Origin of the sequence: Nocardiopsis sp. SBT366 (genome assembly GCF_001083815.1) — a bacterium.
In the GTDB taxonomy this organism is placed as follows: domain Bacteria; phylum Actinomycetota; class Actinomycetes; order Streptosporangiales; family Streptosporangiaceae; genus Nocardiopsis; species Nocardiopsis prasina.
Window position 1 is genome coordinate 1 of record NZ_LAVM01000073.1, and the last position, 20,212, is coordinate 20,212.

The following is a 20,212-nucleotide window of genomic DNA, read 5'->3' on the forward strand; positions in this document are numbered from 1 at the left end:
GGCCCCTGACCCCCGGCCACGCCGTGGACTGGCTCGCGGAACGCGCCCTGGAGTCCCCGGGCGAACTGACCCTCGTGGCGATCGGCCCGTTGTCCAACGTCGCGGCCATGCTCGCCCGTCACCCCGAGGCCGGTCCGGCGTTCAGGGAGATCGTCATCATGGGCGGGGCCGCCTTCGCCCAGGGCAACGTCACCCCGGCGGCGGAGTTCAACTTCCACGCCGACCCCGAGGCGGCCCGCTACGTCCTGGAGTCCGGCCTGCCGGTGCGGATCGTGGGGCTGGACGTCACCCGCGCCGCGCTGTACCCGCTCTCCGAGGCCGAACACCTGGCCACCCTGCCCGGCACCGCCGGGATCGCCGGAGAACTCCTGCGCGCCTACGCCGTGCGCTACCTGGAACGGTTCGGTGTCCCGGCCGTCCCCGTGCACGACGCCCTGGCCGTCGCGGCCGTCAGCCATCCCGACCTCATCGGCTGGGAAGAGGGCAGCGCGTCCGTGGAGTGCTCCGGTGAACTCACCCGGGGAGCCCTCGTCGCCGACGTGCGCACACCCGACCGAACTCGCGACGTACGCGTGGGCCGTACCGTCGACGCCGACGCGTTCTCCGCCCTGCTTACCGAGGGCATCGCCCGCCACCGCACGCGCCCCACCGCCTGAACCGGGCACGCACCAGCCCCCTGAACCAGGCACCCGCCCACTCGAAGGGAACCCGACACCGATGTCCCACGCCCAGCTCAGCGCAGACCTGCTCATCCAAGGCGGGGAGGTCGTCTCCGTGCACACCGGCCAGGTGTGGCGGGCCGACGTCGCCGTGAGCGGTGACCGCGTCCGCGCGGTGCTGCCCCCGGGGACGCCGGTGCGGGCCGAACGGACCCTCGACGCCACCGGGCTCGTCGTCGCGCCCGGCTACGTGGACGCCCACATGCACATCGAGAGCTCGCTGCTGGCACCGGCCGAGTTCGCCCGGGTCACGCTGGCGCGCGGCACCACGACCGTGCTCGCCGACGCCCACGAGATCGTCAACGTCGCCGGACGCGACGGGCAGGCCTGGATGATCGAACAGGGCGGCGACACGGCGCAGTCCATGCGCTGGGCGGTGCCCTCGTGCGTGCCCGCGCTGGACGGGTTCGAGACCGCCGGGGCGCGGCTCGACCACACCGACATCGCGCAGATGCTGGAGTGGGAGGGCGTCACCACGCTCGGCGAGGTGATGGACTACCGGGCGGTGGTCAACGGCGACGCTCGCATGCACGCCATCATCGACGCGGCCCGGCGCCGGGGCGTGCGCCTGGACGGGCACTGCCCCAACCTCTCCGGCGCGGAACTGGGCGAGTACCTGTGGGCCGGGATCGACTCCGACCACTGCAAGAACACCGCCGAGGTCGCCGTGGAGAAGGCCCGCCTGGGCATGCTGCTCATGCTCCAGGAGAAGTGCCTGACCCCTGAGGTGGTCCGCGCCCTCCTGGACCTGCCCCACCTGCCCGACTTCTGCCTGGTCACCGACGACATCGTCGTGGACGCCATCGTGACCACCGGCCACCTGGACCGGGTGGGTTCGGTGGCGCTGGAACGCGGTCTGCCCCCGCTGGCGGTGCTGCGCGCGCTCACCCTCCAGCCCGCCCGCAGGCTCGGCCTGGACGACCGGGGGACCGTCACCCCCGGCAAGCGCGCCGACCTCGTGCTGCTGCGCTCGCTCACCGAACTCACCCCCGTCGTGACCATCGCGGGAGGGGAGGTGGTGGGTCGCGACGGCGCCCCGGTCGACGGCCCCGGCCCCGCACCGGAGCACGGGTTCGGCGCGACCGTCCGGATTGACGCCCCCCGCGCCGAGACCGCGCGCTGGAGGGTCGACCTGCCCGACGGAGAGCACGCCTTCCGCGCGATGCGGGTGAACGGCGTGGACACCTACACCGAAGCCGACGAGGTGGTGCTCCCGGTCCGCGACGGGGTGGTCGACTGGCAGGGCCGCACCGCCGTGGTGGCCGTGTTCGAACGCCACACCGGGCACGGCGGGGTGTCCTTCGCCCCGGTCGTCGGACAGGACCTCGGGGCGGGCGCGTTCGCCACGACCTACGCCCACGACAGCCACAACCTCACCGTGGTCGCCACCACCGAGGACGCCCTGCTCACCGCCACCGCCGACGTGGTGTCCTGGGGCGGAGGCATGCGGCTGGTCCGCGAGGACGGGCCGGGCGCCGGTCTGCCCCTGCCCATCGGCGGGGTCATGTCGGAGCGGCCCGCGGACGAGGTGGCCGAGGCCTCCCGCAGGCTCCGCGCCGAGCTGGCCGCCTGGGGATGGGACAACCGCAACGCCTTCATGAGCCTGTCCACCCTCACCCTGGCGGTTTCACCGAGCGTGAAGATCACCGACCGCGGGCTGGTGCGCGTGGTGGACCGGGCCTGGGAACCGGCCACTGTTGTCAGGGCGACCCCGGCGACGTAGAACGAGGGTGTGGGACCGGCCGCGCCCAGCGGCCGGACCGCCACCTTCACCGCAGGAGGCCGCCATCACACCCCCCGAATCCGGCTGTCCGTACCGTTTACGCCCCGACGGCACCGCCTTCCACGAAGAGGTCGCCGAACTCCGCCAACGCGAGGCCGCCGTTCGCGTGGAGCTCCCCGGAAACCTGGTCGCCTGGGCGATCACCCGACACGACCTCCTCCGGGAACTGCTGAGCGATCCGAGGGTCTCCCGGGACTTCCGCGCGCACTGGCCCGACCACGACCAGGTCGGACACGACTGGCCACTGGCCGCCCTGGTCTTCCTGGAGAGCTTCATCAACCGCTACGGGGAGGAACACCGGAGGCTGCGCCGTAAGGTCACCCCCGCCTTCACCCCCGGCCGTATCCGCCTGATGGAGGACACCGTCCGCGATCGGGCCCGCTTGTTGGTCGCCGACATCGCCGCCACCGAACCCGGCCAGGAGGTGGACCTGCGCGCGGCCCTGGCCCGCCCGCTCACCATGTGGGTGATCAGCGAACTCTTCGGTGTCCCCGAGGAGCTGCGGGATCGGCTCGGCACGGCGATGGACGCGGGCGTCGACACCACGGCCGAGCCTGAAGCGGTCCTGGCCCAGCAGTTGGAGCTGTTGACCTGTCTGGAGCTGCTCGCCGAGCACAAGCGCGCCCATCCCGCAGCGGACCTCACCGGGGACCTGGTCGCCCCGGAGGTCGGTGAGCCGCTGCCCCACGCGGACCTGATCGGCACGCTCCTCCTCATGATCGGAGCCGGGTACGAGACCACCGTCAACCTCATCGCCAACTCGGTGCACTCGCTGCTGGCGCACCCCGAGTACCGTGACCGCCTGGTCGACGGCTCGCTGGCGGCCGACGAGGTGGTGGAGGAATCGTTGCGCCTGGACCCGCCCGCCAAGTACGTGCCGCTGCGCTACGCGGTGGAGGACATCGACGTCGAAGGGGTTCTGATCCGCAAGGGCGAACCCATCCTGGTCGCCTTCGGCGCCCCCGGCCGGGACCCGGAGCTGAATCCGGACCGCCCGGAGGTCTTCGACCCGGACCGCGAGTCCAAGGTGCACCTGTCCTTCGGCCACGGAGCGCACTTCTGCGTGGGTGCCCACCTGGGCCGCATGGAGGCCCGGGTCGCCCTGGAGGAGCTGTTCACGGCCCTGCCGGGGCTCGCCCTCACGGAGCAGGGACGGGACCGGGCCCCGATACCATCGCTGCTGATCAACGGCCCGCTCCACGTCCCGGCGGTTCCCCACCCGACCTCCTGACCCGGGCCGCGTGCGAGTTCCGGTGGCGATCGCAGTGCGCAGATGTGCGGTCGCCACCGGGTGCGCCAGCCTTCCGGATACCGGCTCTCCAGGAGCAGCCAACGTCTCCCGTACGTCCCTGCACCTGTCGCGGTGACTCCGCGCCGGTTGGCTCCTCACCCCACCCGCGCCAGCCCCTCCACCCAGCGGCGCGAGCAGTTTCGAGCCATCCGCTCACGTGCTGCCCCGACCCGTCCACGCTCGTGCTGAACTCGGGCGGACTCGTCTGCTGGGGAGATGGGGAGGCACCCATGACCTCCTGGAGCAGCGAAGCCCGCGCGGGTGCCGATGACGCCTGGCTCGCCGACGTCGCCAAGCGGATCAGGGACGCCAAACCCTGGCGGGTCCTTCCGGGGCCCGATGAGCCTTGTGTCCCAGAACCTCACTTCCCCGGGAAGTTCTGCGGTTCCTCGCGGGGGCAACGTGGGTCGCGATGTCAGTGGCGCCGGTCACGGTCTCCGTGGGGAGGAATGGTCCGCAACGTCCACGACGCCAGAAAGCCTCCACCACAATGCTCCCTGGTCCGGCGCGTGATCGACTCCCTGAGTGGAGAACAGGCTGGCGTATTCACCTCCGTTCACTGTCGCTCCCAGGGCGCCGGTTTCTCCCGCCGGTACACGCGTTCCGCTTTCTCACGTTCCGGCTGCTCTCTAGTCTGATTCTGCCGACATAAGCGATAACCCCCCACATCTGGAGCAGCCCGTGTTCATCACCGCCGTGCGCGGCAAGCACGACGACAACCCCACCTCCGATGGGCACAAGCCGCCGATCCCTTCGCTCACCCCCGATGACGGGGGCTTTGGCTGCGGCAAGCACGAGGGGGGCGACAAGTAGTGCTTCCCGAACACGAAAAGCTGATCGCCCGCCTCGTGCGGGCGGGCGACCTGTCCCCGCACTGGCGCACCGCGTTCGAGAAAGTCGAGCGACACCGTTTCCTCCCGGACCGGATCACCAGTCTGAACGGCGCCACCGTGGACAGGCTTCGGGACGAGGCCCGGTGGTTCGAGCTGGCCTATGACGACATCCCGGTCGTCACCCAGACGGACGACGGCGCCGAGGGCGGCTCCGGGTATCCGACCAGCTCCGCTTCACAACCGTCGATCGTCGCCGACATGCTTCGCCGCCTGGACGTCTTCCCGGGTATGCGCGCACTGGAGATCGGAACCGGCACGGGGTACAACGCGGCCCTCCTGTCGCACCTGCTCGGTGACGGCGAGGTGACCAGCATCGAGGTGGACGCGGAGCTGGCCGAGCTGGCTCGGATCCGGTTGATGTCGGCCGGGTTCACCCCGCTGGTGGTCACCGGTGACGGAACCCAGGGCTGGCCTGCCCGCGCCCCCTATGACCGGGTGATCTGCACCGCCGCCGTGCAACGCGTCCCCTACCACTGGGTCGCCCAGACCTGTCCTGGCGGGAGGATACTCACCCCTTGGGGCAACGCCTTCCACAACGGGGTCCTCGCGGAACTCCGGGTGGGATCACATGGCACGGCGCACGGGCGCTTCGGGGGTGGCGTGGTGTTCATGTGGGTGCGTGACCAGCGCGTGCCGAGGAGCGTCGTCGAGACCTACGTCCACCCCGAGGAACAGGGGTTCGAGACCAGCCGAACGGAGCTGCACCCGTACGAGCCGATCAACGACTTCGACGCGAGGTTCGCCATCGGGCTGCGCATGCCCACCGTGCTGAACCGGGTCGAGTTCGCGGAGGCAGGGGATGGGCGGTTCACGGTCTACCTGGTCGACCCCGACACCGCCTCCTGGGCGTCCTGGCACATCGACCCGGAACAGCGGGGGACCGGCTATGAGGTCCGTCAGCACGGTTCACGGGAGCTGTTCGCCGAGCTGGAGTCCGCCTACCGGTGGTGGCGACGGGAGGGTCGCCCCGGACACGCCCGGTTCGGTCTCACGGTGTCCGCCCAGCACCAACGGATCTGGCTGGACGAAGAATCCAATCTGGTCGCCTCCGCAGCCTGACGCTGATGCCTGAGACACGGTGGTGGCCGTCCCGGGCTGGGGCGGCCACCACCGTGCTTGACCGACGGAGTCACCAGAGTTCGAGGACCGGGGCAGGAGGCGGGCGAGGGTCTGGGCGTCGGGGACCTCGGTGAGGCCGGTGGGGCTGGCGATCCAGTAGGAGCCGGTGCGCCCTCCGTACCAGATGATCAGGTGCATCACCTGCTCTACATGGCCAAGCTGCCCAACATCGATGTGCAGGTTCTCCCGTTCTCCGCTGGGTCACATGCCGCTCTCGTTGCATCTTTCAGCATCCTGGATTTCCCGGAACCCTCGGATCTCCCCATCGTCTTCATCGAGACAGCTACCGAAGGGCTGTTCCTGGAAGAGGCAGACGAAGTTGAGAAGCATAGTGTTACCTTCAGCGATGTTCAGGGCTCCGCACTCAGCACCGCTCAGTCCGCCAAGTTCATCGCAGACGTTCTGAAGTCCCTAGAGAGTGAATGATGATCTACGAGCTGGAGTTCCGTAAGAGCAGCTACAGTGGCCACGGCCAGAACTGTGTGGAGGTTGCTAACTTCCCCGGCTTCCGTATGAGCAGCTACGACGGCAATCGTGCCGAGTGTGTCGAGGTCGCACACACCCCCACGAGTTTCCGGAAGAGCAGCTACAGCGGGCAGGAACCCAATTGCGTCGAGGTGGCTGACCTGCCCTGCGGAGCGGCTGTCCGGGACTCGAAGAACCCCTCCAAGGGCCACTTCCCCTTCCCCGCTGACGAGTGGTCGGCCTTCCTCCGCTCCGCTCGTCGCTGACCCCGCGAACCACCCCTCCCACCTCGGCTGAGATCCGGGCGGTGCTGCCCGTCCCAACAGAACGAGCCAGCACGGCCCGGGCTCACTCCTCCTCGAAGCGCAGCTCGGTCGCCGCTGACAGGTCGATGCCGTATCGACCGTAGACCTTGGTGGTGTTCTCGCCCGTCAGATCCGACTCCGCGTACCCGAGCAGGGCCGCCACCCGCACCACCTCGGCTCGGCTGCCCGCCTCGATCTCCAGGTAGTCAGGGATACGCGGCCAGGTGTCGATCTCCAGCTGAGCGCCGTCCAGAGTGAAGCTGTGCCTGCGGTTCTCCTGGTACGCCTTGGGCACGTACCCCAGCTTGCCCAGCAGGGCGTTGGCGGCCTCGAAGTCACCGACAGTGGTCTCGGTCTCCCGGGTACCCCCGATCGAGTCCGAGTCGATCTCCTTCACCGTGAGCGTCACCTCGTTCCCAGTGTCACGCAGACGCACCCATCGTGAGGCGTCACCGGGGTCGATGTCGTAGACATACCTGCGCTGGAGCACCTCCCCGAGGTCCGCGCCGCCCTTGTCGAGGATGAGCCGGGCCACAACGGCGGGGTCGATGTCCAGGACCTTGGCCTCGTACTCGATCGTGCTCATGGAGCCGGATCCCTTCATCGAGGGGTGAACGCGCCAGAGACCCGACGCGCGTGTGGTGGGCGGTTTCCAGCCTGGCACGGTCGGTCTGACGGGAACGGCGATCCCGAGAACGGAATCCGCTGGTACGTGAAAGGGCCCGGGGCGCGCACGCCCCGGGCCCTCCCTCATACCGTCACGCAACAGTGCTCACCTGGTCAGGAGAAGTCCTCGACGTTCTCCTCGGTGACCACCTCGACGGGGACCATCACGGTCTCCTCCAGGGCCTCACCGTTGGCGGCGGCGATGGCGTTGCGCACCGCAGTCCTGCCCAGTTCGGCGGGCTGCTGGGCGATCGAGGCGTGCAGCACGCCGTCCGCCACCGCTTCCAGACCCTCGGGGGTGCCGTCGAAGCCGATCACCGCGGCCTCCTCGCCACGCGAGGACAACGCCGCAGCCGCGCCCAGGGCCATCTCGTCGTTCTCCGCGAACACACCGTCGATGTCCCCGCTGCCCTGCAACATGTTGGTCATCACGTCGAGTCCCTTGGAGCGGTCGAAGTCGGCGGTCTGCTCCGCCACCACCTCGATGTCCGGGAACTCCGCGATGCCCTCCTCGAATCCGGCTCCGCGCTCACGGCTGGCGGAGGTGCCCGGGGTGCCCTGGAGGACCACGATCCGGCCCTCCTCACCGAGCGCCTCGGCCATGGCCTGCGCAGCCAAACGCCCGCCCTCGACGTTGTCGGAGGCCACCAGGGTCGCGACCTCGGCGTCGGTCACCCCACGGTCGGCCGCGATCACGGGGATGTCGGCGTTGTTGGCGCCTCCCACCGGGGGACCGGCGGCGTCGGAGTCGACCGGGTTGACCACCATGGCGTCCACACCGGTGCTGATGAAGTTCTGGATCTGGTCCGCCTGCTGGGAGGCGTCGTCCTGGGCGTCGGTGACCACCAGGTTCACTCCGGCCTCGTCGGCCTCGGCCTGGGCGCCGTCCCTCATCTGGATGAAGAACGGGTTGTTGAGCGTGGACACCGACATGCCCACGCGGGGACCGTCGGAGGAGGAGTTGGGGACGAGGAAGGACAGCGCGCCCACCACCACGGCGGTGACGGCCGCAGCGATCGCGAGCTGGATCCCGCGTCGGCCCCTGCTCACCGAAGCTCCGGCCCCGGTGCCGCCGTCAGCACCACCGGAACGGCGGCGCAGGGTGTCGAACAGGACCGCCAGGGCGATGACCACACCGATCACGACCTGCTGCCAGAACGCGGAGACCGACAGGAGGTTCAGCCCGTTGCGCAGCACCGCGAGGATGAGCGCACCGATCAGCGTGCCGAAGGCCGTCCCGACGCCACCGGCCAGGCTGGCACCACCGATGACCACGGCGGCGATGGCGTCCAGCTCGTACCCCTGCGCGGCCTGCGGCTGCGCGGAGGCCAGACGGGAGGCCAGGATGACACCGGCCACCGCGGCGAACAGGCCCGAGAGCGCGTAGATGCCCAGCTTCTGGCGCTTGACCCGGATACCGGACAGGCGCGCCGCCTCCTCGTTGCCGCCGATCGCGTACATCGCGCGGCCCGTGAAGGTACGGCGCAGGATGACGGCGGTGACCAGGCCCATCACGACCATGATCAGCACCGGCACGGGCAGCCATCCACCGATCGAACCGCCCAGGGCGGCCACGGAGTCGGGCAGTGCGATGGGGCTTCCCTCGGAGATCACCAGGGACAGACCGCGCCCCACGGAGAGCATCGCCAGGGTGGCGATGAACGGCGGGAGCTTGCCGTAGGCGATCAACGCACCGTTGACCAGACCGCACGCGGTACCCGTGGCGGCTGCCAACGGCAGTGCCAACCAGACCGGGACCCCCTCGACCGTCGCCAGGAACGCCAGCACCGTCGCGGACAGCGCCGCGACCGAACCCACGGACAGGTCGATCCCGCCCGCGATGATCACGAAGGTCACGCCGAAGGCCAGGACCGCGATCACGGCGGCCTGGACACCCACGTTGAGCAGGTTCTGCGCGGTGAGGAAGTCGCCGGACAGCAGCGACATGACCACGACCAGGACGGCCAGGGCGGTCAGCGCGCCGTTCTCCAACAGGAAACGCCGCAGGGCGGGCCAGACGCCGCCGGTCTTCTCTGTGTCAGTGGCCATGGGGGCCCTCCACTCCGTTCTCTTCTGTGCGGGGCGCGGCGGCCAGAGCCAGGGACATCACGGCGTCCTGCGTGGCGTCCTCGGCGGTCAGCTCCCCGGTGATGCGGCCCTGGGCCATGACAAGGACGCGGTCGCTCATGCCCAGCACCTCGGGGAGGTCACTGGAGATCATCAGCACCGCGTGCCCGGAGGCGGTCAGTTCGTTGACCAGGCGGTAGATCTCGACCTTGGCGCCGGCGTCCACGCCGCGTGTGGGCTCGTCGAGGATCAGCACCTTGGAGTCGGCCAGCAGCCACTTGCCGATGACGACCTTCTGCTGGTTGCCGCCGGACAGGGTGCGCACGTGCTGGTCGATGCCGGACATGCGGACTCCGAGCTCACCGGCGATCCGTCGGGCGGAGGCCCGCTGCCCCGAGCGGTCCACGAACCCCGCCCGACTGGTCGGACCGAGGGTGACCAGGCCCAGGTTCTCCTCCACGGAGGCGTCCAGAACCAGGCCCTGACCCTTGCGGTCCTCGGGGACCAGGCCGAGCCCGGCCCGCATGGCGGCGTTGACGTCCCCACCGGACAGCGAGCGGCCGAGCACCTCGACCACGCCCGCGTCGTAGGGGTCGGCGCCGAACACCGAGCGCGCGACCTCCGTGCGGCCCGCGCCCACGAGCCCGGCGAGTCCGACGACCTCGCCCGCGTGTACGTCGAGGTCCACGTCCTTGAAGTGACCGTTCCGGGTCAGGCCGCGCACCCGGAGCAGCGGCTCGCCGGGCTCGGGGCGCTCGCGCGGGTACTGTTCCTCGATGCTGCGCCCCACCATCAGGCGCACCAGCTCGTCCTCGGGGGTGTCGGCGCCCACGTGGGCCACCGAACGGCCGTCGCGCAGGACCGTCACGCGGTCGGCGAGCGCGGCGATCTCCTCCAGGTGGTGCGTGATGAAGACGATTCCCACGTCCTCGTCGCGCAGGCGCCCGGCGATCTCGAAGAGCCGCTCGACCTCCCCCGTGGTGAGCACGGCGGTGGGCTCGTCCATGATGAGGACCCGCGCCTCCAGGCTCAGCGCCTTGGCGATCTCCACCATCTGGAGCTGGGCGATGCCCAGACCGCGCACCTTGGCGCGCGGGGAGACGTTCACGCCCACCCGGTCCAGCAGCAGCGCCGCCTCGGCCTCCATCCGCCTGTGGTCGATGAGCCCGAACCGGCGGGGCTGACGCCCCAGGAAGATGTTCTCGGCCACCGTGACGTCGGGGACCAGGTTGAACTCCTGGTAGATGGTGGCGATACCCAGGCGCGCGGCGTCCTGGGCGTCGCGGATGACGACCTCGTCGCCGTCCACGAGAAGGCGGCCCCGGTCGGGCCGGTGCGCACCGGAGAGCACCTTGATGAGGGTGCTCTTCCCGGCTCCGTTCTCGCCGAGCAGGGCGTGGACCTCGCCTCGGCGGAGGTCGAAGCCGACGTCGTCGAGGGCCACCACCCCCGGAAAGGCCTTGCGTACGCCCTCGATGCGCAGCAGTTCGTGCGGGCTACTCACGTGCGGCTCCTCCTGTCTGGGGTGGAGTGGCGGGCTCGCCGCAGGAGCGGCGGACGACCAGGTGGGCGGGCAGGACGGTCGAGGTGGCCGGTTCGCCCGCGATGAGCGCGGCCAGGGCCCGTACCGCGACCCGCCCCAGTTCGGCGGTGGGCTGGGAGATCGTGGTGATCGGCGGGTCGGTGTGGGAGAACCACGGGATGTCGTCGAAGGCGGCCAGCCCGATGTCGTCCGGCACGCGCAGACCCCGCGCGGAGATCGCGTCGAGGGCGCCCAGCGCCATGAGGTTGTCGGTGGCGAAGACGACGTCCGGGGGTTCGGGCAGGTCGAGGAAGCGTTCGGTGGCCAGGCGCCCGCTCTCGGCCTGGAAGTCGCCCCGGCCCACGTAGGCCTCCGGGAGCGGGAGGCCGTGCCCGGCCAGGGCCTCGCGGAAGGCGTTGAGGCGTTCGCGGCCGGTGGTGGTGGCGGCCGGGCCCGTGATGACGGCGATCCTGCGGCGGCCCAGTGCGAACAGGTGGTCGACCAGGTCGCGGATGGCGTCCCTGCCGTCCGCGCGCACCACGGGGGCGTCGGCACCGGGGATCCAGCGGTCCACGAAGACCACGGGGGTGGGACCGGCGGCGGCTTCGAGCGTGGTGGGGGAGTGGCCGTCGGCGGGGGAGACCAGCAGCCCGTCGATGCGCCGCTCCAGCAGACCCCGGACGTGGTGGTCCTCCAGGTCGGCCCGCTCGTCGGCGTTGCCGATGATCACGCTGTACCCCAGGGCGCGGGCCTCCTCCTCCACGGCCCGGGCGAGCTCGGTGAAGTAGGGGTTGAGGACGTCGCTGATGACCAGTCCGATGGTGCCGGTCCGGTCTGTGCGCAGGGAACGCGCCACGACGTTGGGCCGGTAGCCCAGGGCGTCGACGGCCGCGAGGACCTTCTGCCGGGCGCCGTCGCTGACGGACGGGTGCCCGTTCAGGGCCCGGGAAACGGTGGCCACGGACAGCCCCGACGTGGCGGCGACGTCCTTGATACTCACCACCCCGGACCACCGACCCTGCTGTGTTCCGGGGTGTGGCCACCGGGGCTGACGACCCGCATGGAAACGATTACATGTGCGATCACGAAGACATGATGCGTCATGAGCACAGGAATTCACAAGTCAGAGTCGGCTGGCACCAGTGCGTACCGGCTCGCAACGCCCGTGAGTGGGGCGGTGCCGACCTGTGTGCACGGGTCTCACATGAGGGATCCCTCGGCCGCCCGAGGGTGCTGAACTGGTCAGACGGCGACCCGGGCGGGCATCAGGGGTGCCGGTGCAGGTGCGCGCTCCAAGGGAGGGTCGCGCGGCCCGAAGCTCCGTTCCGCCGAACGGGCGGGACGGTGGAGTGTTCACGATCGGGTGGTCGTCGCGTGCCCCGCGTGTTCCATGCCGATCTCCCTCGTTCGTCCGTTGGGACCGCGACGGCTGGGGCACTGCGCCTGGAGCCGTGTTCGTTGGGGTCGACCTCGCTCGCCGTCCGGCGGGGGCTGCGGTGATTGGAACTGTTGCGACGAGTGGGCCGGGGGAACCGAGTTCCTCGGGGCTGGCCCTCACTCGCTCATCGTGCGGCGAAGGCCGCGATGGCTGGGGCACTGTTGCGCCGGGTGGGTCGGAGCGCCTCGTTCCTTGGCCCCGTCGCTCATTGTGCGGCTAGGGCACGGCGACGGCCCGGAGCTCCGTTCCGCCGAACGGGCGGGGCGGTGGTGGCTTCATCGAGGCCACTCGCTCGTCGTGCGGCGAGTACTGCGACGGTTCGAGCGCCGTTGCCCTGAGTGGGGGCGTGTTCGTAGGGGGCGACCCTCGCCCGTTCGTCCGTTGGGACCGCGACGGCTGGGGCACTGGTGCGCCGGGTGGGCCGGGGCACCATGTTCCTTGGGTGCCCTTGCTCCTCGTCCCGCCGGGGACGACCCAGGCGCTCGCGGCGGCGGCTCCGCCACCGGCGCGAGCCTGGGAAGAGCGCTCCCTAGTGGGCCTCGTCCTCTCCGGGGGAGACCAGGATGTGCTCGGCCATGAGGCGTTCGGCCTCGGCCCCGTCGCCCTGCGCGAAGGCCTTGAGCATGCGCGCGTGCGCGTCGAGGTACAGGCTGGCCTTGACCGGGTCCTTCCAGCGCGAGACGGTCTCCAGGATGGGGTTGTTGCGCCGGAGCGAGCGGACGTGACCGCTCAGGAAGGCGGGACCGCCGACGTCGGCGACCATCTGGTGGAACAGGCGGCTGTCCCGGGCCAGGTCCTGCGAGTCGGCCGTGTCGCGTGCGGCGACCATGCGGTCGTGGACCTCGGTCAGCTCGGCCAGCTGGGCGGCGGTGATCCGCTGGGCCGCGAGCCGCGCGCTCAGACCCTCCACCGACGCGCGCAGGAGCCGGAGTTCCTCGGCCGCCTCGACACCGAGCCCGGAGACGGTGGCGCCGTGGTGCGCGCGGTAGGTCACCAGCCCGTCGCTCTCCAGACGGCGCAGTGCCTCGCGCACGGGGGTGATGGAGACCCCCAGACGGGTGGCGACCTCGTCCTGGTTGACGGAGGCGCCGGGGGGATGGACCCCGTTCACGATCTCGTGCCGCAGCGTCTCGTGTACGTACTCGGCCTTGCTCGTCGGGGGACGCCCGGTACGCGGGAGCCCCGCTGTCTCCCCGCTACCAGAGGCGGACAAGAGCGGACCTCCCCGTCGACACGATGTTCATGGAACCAAGCTTAGAGGTCCGGTGCCGCTGTCCCGCCGGGGCTGGCGGGGTCTCGGGGGGTGGGATTCCTCGCCCACCCCCTTGCGTGTGTTCATATATCTTATAAGTTGTTTGCTATGAGATCACTGGGCAACTTGAAGGTCGTCGACGCGGCCACGCTCTTCGCCGGTCCGATGGCCGCGACCTACCTGGGCGACTTCGGGGCCGACGTCGTCAAGGTCGAGCACCCCCGGCGGGGCGATCCCGCCCGGGGGCACGGGCCCACCAAGGACGGCGTCGGGCTCTGGTGGAAGATGCTGGCCCGCAACAAGCGCACGACCACCCTCGACCTCTCCCAGCCCGAGGGGCAGGAGGTCGCCCTCCGTCTGCTGGACGAGGCCGACGTCCTCATCGAGAACTTCCGGCCCGGCACCCTCGAACGCTGGAACCTGTCCCCCGAGACGCTCCTCGAGCGCAACCCCCGGCTCATCATCGCCCGCGTCACCGGATTCGGGCAGAAGGGGCCGATGGCCCACCGCCCCGGGTTCGGGACGCTCGCCGAGGCCATGAGCGGTTTCGCCTCCATGACGGGGCAGCCGGACGGTCCGCCCACGCTCCCGCCCCTGGCCCTGGCCGACGGGATCGCGGCGCTCGCCGTGGCCTACGCCGTCATGGTCGCCGTGCACAACCGCGAGGAGACCGGCAGGGGCCAGGTGATCGACCTGGCCATCATCGAGCCGATCCTCACGGTCCTGGGCCCGCAGCTCACGGCCTACCACGCGACCGGGGCGATCCCGGAGCGGACCGGCAACCGGTCCACCAGCAACGCCCCCCGCAACACCTACCGCACCCGGGACGGCCGCTGGCTGGCGATCTCGACCAGCGCCCAGTCCATCGCCGAGCGCGTGATGCGCCTGGTCGGCCGGGAGGACCTCGTGGACGAGCCCTGGTTCGCGTCCGGCCGCACCCGCTACGAGCACGCCGACGAACTCGACGAGGCCGTCGGCTCGTGGATCGCCGAGCGCGACGCGGACGAGGTGATCGAGGAGTTCGACCGCGCCCAGGCGGCCATCGCGCCCATCTACGACGCGTCCGACATCGCCACCGACCCGCAGTACCAGGCCCTGGAGACGATCGTGCACGTCCCGGACGACGAACTCGGGAGCGTGGCGATCCAGAACGTGCCCTTCCGTCTGTCCGAGAGCCCCGGCGAGATCCGGTGGGTCGGACCGCCCAAGGGCCGCCACACCGACGAGGTCCTGGCCGAGCTCGGCTACTCCGAGGAGGCCCGGGCCGGGCTGCGTGAAGCGGGGGTCATCTGATGAGCGGCACCCAGGCGCCACTGGTCACGTGGCTCTACGTACCGGGTGACCGGCCCGAGCGCTTCGCCAAGGCGGTCGCCTCCGGGGCGGACGCCGTCATCCTCGACCTGGAGGACGCGGTCCTGCCCTCGGCGAAGGAGGCTGCCCGGCGCAACGTGCGGGCCTTCCTGGAGGAGCGCGGCGCGGCCGCCGCCGATGACGGGGTGCGGGTGCACGTCCGGATCAACGCCCCGCACAGCGAGTGGGCCGCGCTCGACGCCGCCGCCGTGGCGGCCGGGGGAGCGGACGGGGTGCGGGTGCCCAAGATCGAGTCGGCGCGGGACGTCGACCACGTCGTCGACGCGGTCGGCGAGGGCGTGCCCGTGGACTGCCTCCTGGAGTCGGCGCTGGGCGTGGAGAACGCCCCGGAGATCGCGGCGCACCCCGCCGTGCGCTCGTTGGCCCTGGGCGAGGCGGACCTGACCGCCGAGCTGGGTCTTCGCGGAGACGAGGCCTTCTCCTGGCTGCGGACCCGCATCGTCGTCGCCTCGGCCGCCGCCGGACTGGCCGCTCCGGGGATGGCCGCCTACATCGACGTCCAGGACACCGAGGGCCTGTACCGCTCCTGCCTGCGCGGGCGCGACGGCGGACTCTTCGGCCGCTCGGCGATCCACCCGCGGCAGGTCCCGGTGATCCGGCGCGCCTTCACCCCCTCCGAGGAGGAGGTGTCCCGCGCCCGCCAGATCGCGGAGGCGGCCGAGGGCGCTTCCGCGGAGTCGGTCCGGGGCGGCGGCGCGATCGCCCTGCCCGACGGCCGCTTCATCGACGCCCCGGTGGTGGCCGCGGCCCTGCGCACGCTGGCCCTGGCCGAGAGCATCGCCGAACGGTCGGACTGAGGTCCGACCCCCGTTCCCTGAGGCGGGAGGGCGGTTTCCCGTCCCGCCTCAGGGCCCGAGCGACCCCGCGCCGACGAACGGAGCGCCGCGGGGCGCCCGCCACGCGTGCCTTGGGCAAGCCCTCGGCCGTGTGCGCGGTGTGACCGCTTCATTGCAGGTCAGAAGATTTCTGGTGAGCGGTTGACGTCCGACGTAACCTGGGACACACTTCACACAGCGAACTTACACTTCACTGATTGAAACGTTGTTTCGTCCAGGTGAAAAGTGTCGACTATGTGGGCGAGGACGACCTCCCCACCGGGCCGACCGTTCGGCTCCACCGAACGGTCACGCGCCACCCGCGGCGTACTCCGCGCCGCCGTTCCCTGATCACCGAGCCCGGGAGTCTCCCATGCCCTCTGCACTCTTGGCCCTGGCCGCCTTCATCGCGGTCATCATCGTCTGGAGCGCCGTCTTCAAGAGGAACATGGGCGAGGCCATGTTCCTCGGCTTCATCGCCACCTGCCTGTTCGCGGGCAGGGACTTCTTCGGAGCGATGGTCTCCGGCCTCGTGAACACCACCTCGAACGAGGTCATCTACGCCGCGCTGGCCTTCGTGTTCATGGCCTACATGATCGAGCGCACCGGCCTCATCAACAAGATTCTCGACATCCTCAACGCGGCCCTGGGGCGTCTGCGCGGCGGCCCCGCCTACGTGGACGTCGTCGCCTCCGGCGTGATGGGGGCGCTCTCGGGGTCCAACTCCGGCAACGTCGCCTCCACCGGTTCGGTCACCGGTCCGTGGATGGTGCGCAACGGCTTCAGCCGTGCGCGCGCGGCCACGATCCTGGCGGGCAACGGCGGCATGGGCGCCGCCCTGCCGCCCAGCTCCTCCATGGTGATCATGCTCGGCTTCGCAGGCGCCGCCGTCTCGACCGGGGACATCTACCTCGCTCTGCTGGTCACGGGCCTCTATCAGGTCCTGCACCGCCTCGTGATGGCCTTCGTCTTCGTCCGTGTGGACGGCGTTCGGGTCGCCGAGGACGAGGCCCGTCTGCCGCTCGGCCGGGTGTGGAGAACAGGGTGGCCCGCCACCCTCATCTACCTCGGCGCCCTCATTCCCATCGCGGTGACCACCGGCCCGCTCTCGGACTACCTTGGCTCGCCGGACCGGCTCGGGGACGCTCTCGGCGACATCTCCCTGATCACCTGGATCCCGATCCTGATCATCCTCATCGCGGCCATCGTCGGCCGCCGCGAGCTGCCGGGGAACGCGCGCCAGTGGTACGACTTCGTTCTCGCCGCGATGCCGCGCCTGGGCACCATCGGCGCGCTGCTGATCTTCGCGATGGCCGCCAGCGGTGTGCTCGCGGACCTCGGCCTGGCCGAGGACGTCGAGCAGGTGCTGGGCTACTTCAACGCCGGGCCCGTCCTCATGGTGGCGCTGACCGTCTTCCTGGTCGCGGTCGTCTCCATCCCGCTGACCTCCACCGCCGCCCTCACCGCCGTGGGCCAGGTGTCCTTCCTCAGCCTCGTCGCCGTCGGTGTGGACCCGGTGATCGCGCTGGTCGTGCCGCTGGTGGCCGCCTCGACCGAGGGATCCTCCCCGCCCTCCGCTCCGATCTTCATCGCCTCGGGGATCGTGCAGGTCAAGGCGGAGAAGACCTTCGTGCCGCTGATCCTGTTCTACCTCGTGCCGATCATCCTCCTGGCCTGCTTCGTGGGCTGGGGGATCCTGCCCATCTTCGTCGTCTGATCCACCGCGGTCCGGGGCGGGCGGCACGGCGCCGCCCGCCCGAACAGAAAGGGGCACCTGATGTCCGAACGCAAACAGTCGGCGCGCCACATCGCACTGAGCATCCTCCGGGTCCTCTTCGTCGCGACGTTCGCCGGGTTCTTCCTCGTCGCGATCCTCATGGTGCTGGGGCAGCTGCTGGGCACCATCCTGTCGCTGCCCGGGCTCGTCAGCGCGGCTTCGGAGTACCTGCTGGTCCCCTCGGTGACCCTGGCCTCCACCTTCGGTGTCGTCGCGTTCCTGGCCTCCTACCTCCAGACGGACGACCAGGAGACCGCGGCCTGAGCGCACGGCTACCGTCCGTCGTCGAGGTGGAACCAGTCGTCGCAGACAATTTCATGCATTGACAAGTTACTTCGCTAGGTGAAATGTTGGCTGTGTCGCCGAGCGAACACGGCGGCCGCGCCCTCGAAAGGAACCCCATGACGGGACAGACGACACCCCTCCCCGAAGACCTCCACCGACGCCTGGGCTCGCTGCCCGCGGCCAACGTCGGTGACGTGCTCGACCGCCTGTACGTGGCCGAGTCCGCCATCTCCTCCGTCTGGAAGGGCGCGAAGGTGGTGGGACCGGCCTTCACCGTGATGACCGCCGGGGGCGACAACAAGCACATCCACGAGGCCATCGACGCCGCGTCGCCCGGTGACGTCCTCGTGATCGACGGCCAGGCGGCCACGCACCGGGCCCTGCTCGGCGACCTCATGGGCAGGCGCGCCAAGGCACGCGGTCTCGCCGGGTTCGTGGTGGACGGCGCCATCCGCGACGCCGACGACCTGGGCGCCATCGGCTTCCCCACCTGGGCGCGCGCCGTCACCCCGGCCGGTCCCTACCGCAACGGCCCCGGCCTGCTCCAGGTCCCGGTCTCCGTGGGCCGTGTCGTGGTCAACCCCGGCGACGTGATCGTGGGTGACGACGACGGAGTCACCGTCATCCCCAGGAACCGCTTGGAGGAGATCGTGGCCGCCGCCGAGAACAAGCGGGCCAGCGAGGAGGAGGCTCGGGCCAGGATCGCCGCCCTGTAGCATTTGCGGGACATCCAGCTCCATAGTCTGAGGGGTTCCGCAGTGGCCGCAGAGTCGTCGGGCCAGCCCACGGTGCGCAGTGTGGAGCGTGCCCTGGACGTCCTGGAAGCCCTGGAACGCAGCGACACCCCGCTGCGCCTGGTGGACCTGTGCCGCCTGGTGGACCTCCACCCGGCCACCGTGCTCCGGTCGCTGGCGGTACTCCAGCGCAGGGGCCTCGTGGTCACGGAGAACCAGACCTACCGCCTGGGTGTGGCCGTGCTGCGCATGGCCCACGGGTTCCTGGTCAACGACCAGCTCACCCAGCGGGCCCGTCCCGTCATGCAGAGCCTGACCTCGGTCACCGGACTGACCTCCTCCCTGTACGTGCGCAGCGGATTCGAGCGCGTGCTCGCCGTGCGGGTCGACGGCAGTCCCCAACTCCACTACCAGGTTCCGATCGGCCGCTGGTTCCCCCTCTACGTGGGATCCGGCAAGGTCATCGCGGCCCACCTGCCCAAGGACGAGCGGGAGGCCGTGGTGGCGATGTCGGAGGGGTGTGTCAACGCCTCCGGGGAGCCGCTCGACCCCGAACGCGTGCGCAGGGAACTGGACGACATCGACAGGGACGGCCACAGCCTGACCATCGGTGAGCGCGACGTCGCCGTCGCCGCCGCGGCGGTGGCCGTCACCGGCCCGAGCGGTGAGGTGCTCGCCGCCCTCTCCCTGTCCGGCCCCTCCGAACACACCTCACAGGACCGCCTGCGCCAGGCCGTCCCCGAACTCCGAAGAGCAGCCTCCGCCCTCAGCGGGCGGCACCCGCACTCGTGATCCGGCCCAGCGCCTGACCCCTCACCGGGAACGCCGCCCGCCGGACCACGGCGGAGCGGCGACCGGACGGAGCGGGCACCCGTGTGCCGCACCGGACCGTCGTCGGCTCCCACACGACGAAAGGTCACCATGCGCATCACAGTCATCGGTCTCGGTGAGGCCGGAAACATCTACGCCACCGCGCTCACCGGGGCGGGCCACGAGGTCACCGGCTTCGACCCCGGCCCGGCGGCCACCCCGGAGGGTGTCGGCCGCGCCGACTCCGCCCACGCGGCCGTGGCCGGAGCCGAGATGGTGCTGGTGCTCACCTCCGCCTCCGTCGCCCCCGCCGTCGCGGACAGCGTGCTCGGGGCGCTCACCACGGACACGGTCTACGCGGACCTCACCTCCGCCACCCCCGACGTCATGAGGTCGCTCAGCGAGAGGGTTCACGCCACCGGGGCCCGGTTCGCCGACGTGGCCATCCTCGGCCCGATGACCATCGGGGGCGCCGCCACCGACCTGATCGCCAGCGGCCCGGGTGCCCCCGAGGTCGCGCGGGTGTGCCAGGCCCTGGGTGCCGACGTCGAGGCCCTGCCCGGGGAACCGGGCGAGGCCACGGCGCGCAAGCTCCTGCGCAGCTCCCTGATGAAGCCCCTCGCGTCGGTGGTGTGCGAGGCCGTGGTCGCGGGCCGGGCCGCCGGGGCGGAGGAGTGGGTGCGCGAGCAGATCGCCTCCCAGCTCACCGGAGGAGCGGAGCTGGTCGACCGCTTCCTCAGCGGCACGGTCAAGCACGCCGGACGACGCAGCGAGGAGGTGCGGTCCACCGCTGACTTCCTCGACTCCCTTGGTGTCCCGAACGAGATGACGACCGCGTCGGAGCAGACCCTGCGCAGGCTCGCCGCGAACGGTCGGCAGGGCTGAGGGCTGCCCGTGGTG

At 70.8% G+C, this 20,212-nt stretch carries 18 protein-coding genes and 1 pseudogene; 14 read left to right on the plus strand and 5 right to left on the minus strand.

Features of this window, described 5'->3' with window-relative positions; translation table 11 throughout:
- The 7 genes and pseudogenes from ADX84_RS19800 to ADX84_RS19825 all read left to right on the plus strand — a co-directional run.
- Positions 1 to 656: nucleoside hydrolase (locus tag ADX84_RS19800; RefSeq protein WP_049577451.1), on the plus strand; the 656-nt coding region annotated here is incomplete at its 5' end.
- A 61-nt stretch (positions 657 to 717) separates the two neighbouring features.
- A complete protein-coding gene (locus ADX84_RS19805) occupies positions 718 to 2,442 on the plus strand; it encodes an adenine deaminase C-terminal domain-containing protein (protein WP_049577454.1) in 1,725 nt (574 codons plus the stop codon).
- Between the two features lie 166 nt (positions 2,443 to 2,608).
- The gene (locus ADX84_RS19810; RefSeq protein ID WP_049577458.1) at positions 2,609 to 3,733 is read left to right on the plus strand and encodes a cytochrome P450; all 1,125 of its coding nucleotides are present in this window, start codon (positions 2,609 to 2,611) and stop codon (positions 3,731 to 3,733) included.
- Between the two features lie 741 nt (positions 3,734 to 4,474).
- On the plus strand, positions 4,475 to 4,606 hold the full coding sequence (locus ADX84_RS27000) for a hypothetical protein (RefSeq protein ID WP_255352581.1): 132 nt from the start codon (positions 4,475 to 4,477) through the stop codon (positions 4,604 to 4,606).
- Entirely contained in the window at positions 4,606 to 5,745 is a 1,140-nt protein-coding gene (locus tag ADX84_RS19815) for a methyltransferase domain-containing protein (RefSeq protein ID WP_049577462.1), read from the plus strand. The genes ADX84_RS27000 and ADX84_RS19815 overlap by 1 nt, the downstream gene beginning before the upstream one ends.
- A 189-nt stretch (positions 5,746 to 5,934) precedes the next feature.
- Positions 5,935 to 6,231 (plus strand): annotated as a pseudogene (locus tag ADX84_RS19820) (DUF5753 domain-containing protein); the annotation flags it as partial.
- Entirely contained in the window at positions 6,231 to 6,536 is a 306-nt protein-coding gene (locus ADX84_RS19825; RefSeq protein WP_049577575.1) for a DUF397 domain-containing protein, read from the plus strand. The pseudogene ADX84_RS19820 and the gene ADX84_RS19825, both read left to right, overlap by 1 nt.
- Positions 6,537 to 6,618: 82 nt before the next feature.
- Here the strand turns inward: ADX84_RS19825 and ADX84_RS19830 are convergent, their stop codons facing one another.
- From ADX84_RS19830 to ADX84_RS19850, 5 genes are all read right to left on the minus strand, one after another.
- Positions 6,619 to 7,161 (minus strand): class IV adenylate cyclase, encoded by a 543-nt coding sequence (locus tag ADX84_RS19830; RefSeq protein WP_049577465.1) that lies wholly within the window; start codon positions 7,159 to 7,161, stop codon positions 6,619 to 6,621.
- 194 nt (positions 7,162 to 7,355) lie between these two features.
- Positions 7,356 to 9,290 (minus strand): substrate-binding domain-containing protein, encoded by a 1,935-nt coding sequence (locus ADX84_RS19835; protein ID WP_049577470.1) that lies wholly within the window; start codon positions 9,288 to 9,290, stop codon positions 7,356 to 7,358.
- Positions 9,280 to 10,812, minus strand: a complete 1,533-nt coding sequence (locus tag ADX84_RS19840; RefSeq protein WP_049577475.1) for a sugar ABC transporter ATP-binding protein — start codon at positions 10,810 to 10,812, stop codon at positions 9,280 to 9,282. The genes ADX84_RS19835 and ADX84_RS19840 overlap by 11 nt, the downstream gene beginning before the upstream one ends.
- The gene (locus ADX84_RS19845) at positions 10,805 to 11,833 is read right to left on the minus strand and encodes a LacI family DNA-binding transcriptional regulator (protein ID WP_049577480.1); all 1,029 of its coding nucleotides are present in this window, start codon (positions 11,831 to 11,833) and stop codon (positions 10,805 to 10,807) included. The genes ADX84_RS19840 and ADX84_RS19845 overlap by 8 nt, the downstream gene beginning before the upstream one ends.
- A 964-nt stretch (positions 11,834 to 12,797) precedes the next feature.
- Positions 12,798 to 13,481 carry a GntR family transcriptional regulator gene (locus tag ADX84_RS19850; RefSeq protein ID WP_049577483.1) on the minus strand — a complete coding sequence of 228 codons (684 nt, stop codon included), beginning with the start codon at positions 13,479 to 13,481 and terminating at the stop codon, positions 12,798 to 12,800.
- Between the two features lie 147 nt (positions 13,482 to 13,628).
- Between ADX84_RS19850 and ADX84_RS19855 the strand changes: the two genes are divergently transcribed.
- The 7 genes from ADX84_RS19855 to ADX84_RS19885 all read left to right on the plus strand — a co-directional run bounded on the left by ADX84_RS19855 (position 13,629) and on the right by ADX84_RS19885 (position 20,197).
- The gene (locus tag ADX84_RS19855; protein WP_049577487.1) at positions 13,629 to 14,813 is read left to right on the plus strand and encodes a CaiB/BaiF CoA-transferase family protein; all 1,185 of its coding nucleotides are present in this window, start codon (positions 13,629 to 13,631) and stop codon (positions 14,811 to 14,813) included.
- Positions 14,813 to 15,688: a CoA ester lyase gene (locus tag ADX84_RS19860; protein ID WP_049577490.1), complete on the plus strand. Its 876-nt coding sequence runs from the start codon at positions 14,813 to 14,815 to the stop codon at positions 15,686 to 15,688. Before ADX84_RS19855 ends, ADX84_RS19860 begins: the two co-directional genes overlap by 1 nt.
- 391 nt (positions 15,689 to 16,079) lie before the next feature.
- Complete coding sequence (locus ADX84_RS19865; protein WP_049577494.1) at positions 16,080 to 17,423, plus strand: TRAP transporter large permease subunit; 1,344 nt, start codon at positions 16,080 to 16,082, stop codon at positions 17,421 to 17,423.
- A gap of 60 nt (positions 17,424 to 17,483) precedes the next feature.
- On the plus strand, positions 17,484 to 17,747 hold the full coding sequence (locus ADX84_RS19870) for a hypothetical protein (RefSeq protein WP_049577497.1): 264 nt from the start codon (positions 17,484 to 17,486) through the stop codon (positions 17,745 to 17,747).
- Positions 17,748 to 17,884: 137 nt separating this feature from the next.
- Entirely contained in the window at positions 17,885 to 18,484 is a 600-nt protein-coding gene (locus ADX84_RS19875; protein WP_049577500.1) for an RraA family protein, read from the plus strand.
- Positions 18,485 to 18,526: 42 nt separating this feature from the next.
- Entirely contained in the window at positions 18,527 to 19,294 is a 768-nt protein-coding gene (locus ADX84_RS19880) for an IclR family transcriptional regulator (RefSeq protein WP_234004084.1), read from the plus strand.
- 129 nt (positions 19,295 to 19,423) lie between these two features.
- On the plus strand, positions 19,424 to 20,197 hold the full coding sequence (locus tag ADX84_RS19885; RefSeq protein WP_049577507.1) for an NAD(P)-dependent oxidoreductase: 774 nt from the start codon (positions 19,424 to 19,426) through the stop codon (positions 20,195 to 20,197).
- Positions 20,198 to 20,212 lie beyond the last annotated feature (15 nt).